This window comes from Pseudomonas sp. ICMP 10191, from assembly GCF_001467335.1.
GTDB lineage: Bacteria > Pseudomonadota > Gammaproteobacteria > Pseudomonadales > Pseudomonadaceae > Aquipseudomonas > Aquipseudomonas cerasi.
Map to the genome: position 1 here is coordinate 1 of NZ_LKGW01000152.1, position 4,602 is coordinate 4,602.

General features: G+C 50.5%; 3 protein-coding genes and 2 pseudogenes. 2 read left to right on the top strand and 3 right to left on the bottom strand.

Annotated elements, in window-relative coordinates; translation table 11 throughout:
• Positions 1–257, top strand: a pseudogene (locus AO388_RS22995) (LTA synthase family protein); the annotation flags it as partial.
• 368 nt (positions 258–625) lie between these two features.
• Here the strand turns inward: AO388_RS22995 and AO388_RS23000 are convergent.
• The 3 genes and pseudogenes from AO388_RS23000 to AO388_RS23010 form a co-directional block, all read right to left on the bottom strand.
• Positions 626–802 (bottom strand): annotated as a pseudogene (locus tag AO388_RS23000) (methyl-accepting chemotaxis protein); the annotation flags it as partial.
• Positions 803–830: 28 nt separating this feature from the next.
• On the bottom strand, positions 831–1,589 hold the full coding sequence (locus tag AO388_RS23005; protein ID WP_054069853.1) for a COG4705 family protein: 759 nt from the start codon (positions 1,587–1,589) through the stop codon (positions 831–833).
• A 119-nt stretch (positions 1,590–1,708) separates the two neighbouring features.
• The gene (locus AO388_RS23010) at positions 1,709–2,278 is read right to left on the bottom strand and encodes an HAD domain-containing protein (protein WP_054069852.1); all 570 of its coding nucleotides are present in this window, start codon (positions 2,276–2,278) and stop codon (positions 1,709–1,711) included.
• 353 nt (positions 2,279–2,631) lie between these two features.
• Between AO388_RS23010 and AO388_RS28045 the strand changes: the two genes are divergently transcribed.
• A complete protein-coding gene (locus tag AO388_RS28045) occupies positions 2,632–4,332 on the top strand; it encodes a TniQ family protein (RefSeq protein ID WP_081010278.1) in 1,701 nt (566 codons plus the stop codon).
• Positions 4,333–4,602: the final 270 nt, after the last annotated feature.

The following is a 4,602-nucleotide window of genomic DNA, read 5'->3' on the forward strand; positions in this document are numbered from 1 at the left end:
TATTGGGTAACTACCAGCATTTGGGACTCTTTGACGGACAGAATCTTGCCATCCTCAGCCCGCGCAATGGGCTACGTCGTCACAACGATGCGTTAGGTGCAAGTGTTGAGGTGGCTTCACAGAGTTCCGATCCGCTGGTTGCTCGCGCTATAGCTTATTACCAGTCGGCGAGTCATGGCTTCAAGCATCAGCTTTTGATGTGGGCAGACAGACTGCAAGCACCACGCAGCGATGCCGGTAAAATAGCGGAGCTTTGATTGGCAGGTTTCGGCTATCTGATGAAAGCGGTTGCCACCTAATCAGTGGCAACTTTGAGATAGCCTCTGGGCAGTTTGAGGCCGAAACAGCGCTGGCGCTCATTGAATTTTTTGCCCGTCTTGAGGCTGAAATTGGGGGGTTAGAGAAGATATCTTCCATTCGCAAGTGACCATCAGTGATCACGGCTTCCAAGGTCTAAATCCGTCGGGAAAACGCGCATGGCGACCTTACGATGCATGCCAGTCCGAGGAATGCCCTGGCGTCGCTGCGAGCAGCTTCTACGCCCAAGCCAAAACCTTTGTAAGCAACAGACCTGAATTTAGTACCGGGCCGCCCCCTAATTGTACCGCCTTGCTGCAGAGCATAATCAAGTCCGGAATCGAAGTACCAGATCATTCAAGTTGACTGCTAGCTGCGATAGCTCGTTGCTGGCGATAAGCGTCTGGCGAGTTCCCTCACTGCTTTGCATTGCGAGATCGCGAATACTGACCAGGCTGCGATCGACATCGCGCGCTACGTGCGCTTGTTGTTCGGAAGACGTTGCGAAGCCGCCGTTCAGCCTAATCTTCTCATCAGCGATCAGAAATCTGATCATACCTATGTGTTCTTCTGCGGTTATACATAGTCGCAGCTACAATCATAGTAAGGAGAATCCCCAGTAGTACCGCTGAGGAACCCACGGTGCCGAAGTCCAGGCCTCCTTTTGAATAGGGCTTGGTAAGCACGTCTCCGAGTGTTGCACCAAAGGGACGTGTCAGCACAAAGGCTACCCAGAACAAAGCCACAGAAGATAGTTTTGTTGTGTAATGTAGCGCCGCGACTATGGCGATGCCGCTGCCTACAAGAAGCGCGCCCCCCATGAAACCTAGACCTGAGTCATCAGCGAGGAAATCGCCTAGAGCGGTGCCGAGCGTGTTAGAAAACAGAATCGCAATCCAGTAGAAAAGCTCCGCTTTGAGCGAGGTTATACGGTTAACCGATAGTGATTTTTCGCTCCAGTACCAAACTGAAAAAACTGTCAATAACACTGCGATCAGAATCGCCGAGCCAGTTGCATAACCAAGGCCCAATGTTCGATCCATAAAGTCGGAGATAGTGGTGCCAGCAGTGCTGGTGGACAGGATCACAACCCAGTAAAGGGCCGGGTTGTAGCTTTTGCTGGCAAGCTGCGTGAGAAGAGTTACGACAAAAATGCTTACAAGAATTAGCGAGCTGATAGCGTAACCGACGTCCAAGGTCATGGACAACAAGTCGCCTGCAGTCTCACCAAGCGTGGTCGCGCAAATTTTCATTATCCAAAACGCGAGCGTAATTCTAGGTAGTTTATTCATGTTAAAACCTGGCCGATTAACCGATGGTGCAGGCTGAAGGTAGGTGCCCACTGAAGCTCATGATCAGGATATGCATGTTGAATCTTTGTATAGTGAAGATGAAAAAAAGGTAGCTGACCTCAGCGTGAAGTCATTCGCCGCAATGCTTCAATCAACAAACGCTGTGTTTGTGGATCGCCGAGGCCCAAGTCGGGATTGCAGGCCACCAAGCGGTGTTGCGCGGTAGTTCCCCATCCTTCTGGGTCGTCATCGAGTGACACCCAATTCGCAAGCTGGGCTCTAGCCGCATACCGGCTGATCTGGTCGTAACGCGTCCGTCCGTCCCATTTGTTTTCATCTGCCCAATCCCTCGCCATGGAGCTGTGCCATGTTGCTCCGGTAACCCGATTACCCAAATCGAATGGCAAAAAGCCCATTGCTCTTTTGAAGCTCAAATTTCGAACCCAGCTCGTACTGAGGACCAAGGAAACCTCTTGGAAATCTTCCAGAATCTTAACAAGAACGGGGGCCCACATGAAAAGCTCCCCTTCTGCACGCAGGACGGGTCCTAGGCGGGACAAATACACCGCATCTGGATGCAGTACACCGTCGTAATCCAGGAAAAGGACTTGTTCTCTTCTGGCTGGCATGAAGATTTTCCGTGGTTGGCAGTAGGCAATGGTGATTGATGAGAGATACTTCTGACCCATACTCTGCCTGCTCGTCTTCGTGGTCAATCAAACGCGCCTAGCATTCAGAGGTGGATTCGTCGACTGACCGTAAAGCCAATTTATTGCAAATGAGAAACCAAAACGCGCATGTAGGACGAAGCTTTTTTCAAACCGGAGAGCATGTCTAATTGCCATCATGCGGGAGGGGAAAGAGGGGAATTGAACGTAGTAGCGGGCAGTTCCAACAGCTCACCAAATGTCATTCAGTACGCAAATGTACTTCGTGTAAACTCCCAAGAATCCTGGCCTCTGATAACCGCTTGGTTTGATACAAGCATACCGGTCACTGAATGCACGTATTTTCCGAGCCCTACTTCGTAAGTCGGTAACCGATGTCTGACCTTCTGTTCTTCCCTAACTCTATGCCTGGCGAGACGCTACATTCCCGTATCACTCGCTACCACTTCCTTTCAGGCAATAAAACAGCGGGTGAGACCTTCCGCGACCTGTTCGGCTCGGCCACTTTCTCAGTAGGCATGTTGCCGAAGCAGATTGAGGTGCTTGCAACCAGGCTGCCCGGAGACACTGAGAGCAGTCTCGACGAACTGATCTTTACGAACACCACGTTCCCTCTTTACAGACCTTTTCTGGGGATAAATCAAGGAGGAGACTGCGCTGGTGCAGGGCGTGGTCTCCATGGCGTTGCCCGTATTCCCCGCCGAGAGGGAACGGTCCACGGTAAGGCAAAGCTCTGCCCCACCTGCGTTCAGCAGGACCTCCTTGAACTGGGTTATGCATACTGGCATCGATCACACCACTTGCCTGGTGTGTCAGTCTGTTGGCGACATGGCGACTCGCTGATGCATGCATGTCCCAAATGCTCTCACCCGTTCTTTCGAAAGCTGCGGTTACTTCCTGGCCTATCAGAGCCTTGCGTATGTGGTTGGAGCGCTCTCGCCCCTGCGAAAGTTAACCAAGGCATTCAGCTTGAAAAGAAGTTTGCGGAATTCGCGCATGAGCTTCTCCAACGCAATTTACCCCTGATTAGCAGCGATGCGTTATGTTCTAGCTACCTGCGGCAATGCAGAAAGAAAGGTTTTGTACATGGAAGGTTAGCTGGCACAGCAAAGTTATTTGACAGCATTCGGGATAAGTATGGTGATGAAGCTTTGTCACAAATGGATAGCGCATACGCAATGGGAAAACATGAACAATGGATAAGATTTACTTCTTATAAGGGCCAGATGGACATGCCCCTTGCGCGGCATATGATCATTGCGCTGCATTTGTTTGGTAGCGTTGATAAATTTGAGGAAGCCTTAAAGAAAGAATCCATTCTTCAGAGCGTTGCAGGTGCCAGGTTAGCCTCGCAGCAGGAAAAGCCAAAGGTCGGGAGTAAGGCGCAGTTTCGACAGAAAATCGAAACCGTTCTTGCGGTCCGAGCTGAAGCCAGCCTAGAGTATCTTTGGACGAGCGCTTACAAAGCCACTCGGTGGCTTTATGAGAATGACAAGATATGGCTGATGGCGAAGATAAGCACGCCAAAACGTGAGCATGCTGAGGTCGAAGACGTTAGCGACTCCAGAGATAGCGCATTTGCCGCGATCCTTCTCGAGGGTGGTAAGGATCTATATAGGATTTCCAGAAGGCAAAAACGGGTTAATTTAAGCAATTTGCAAAAACTACTCCCAGTCCGTTTACCTTCGGACCCGTCGACGCGGAAGAGCAAATTCCCCTTAGCCTCTCAGCAAGTTGAGATACTCTTGGAGTCAGTCTGGCATTTTCGGTTGAGGAGGTTAGTTTGTGCTCTATCCGACATCACACGGCTAAATCTCCCTATAAATATTGGAAGTCTTTACACAGTGTCCAGTGTGCCAGGTCCTGTGTTCCAAGCTATCGTCAGCTTTTTCGAATGGGACTTGGAGAGCTTTGCAAGAAATGGCGTAGACCCAGATGCTTTACTCAAGTCGACCGGCATATCTCGGGATTGGCAGGGACCTCCAGGTTTCAATGTGGCTCTAGGAGGAAATGCGTATTATCACAATCAAAACGTGGGTGGGTTTGTCGTAAAAGGTAGAAGGCTGAGCCCATGAAAATCGGTCGGCTTACCCTTCAGCCGATCATGCTAGAGGAACCGGCATAGGCTCGATCAACGTGATGAGGCTGTGAAGCTCTGGAACGGCAAGGCTATCGTTGAGCAAGCTTACCGCAAGCAGTGTCAAACTTTGTTCTAGACGGTAGGCGGTGTTTTTCGTCAGCATATTTGCCTGTGTCAAACTATATTTTTGCTGCTGTGGTCATCAATGATACTGAACCCCGCGGATCTAGGGGGGCAATGTGTCAAACTATATTTCGGGCAGCCA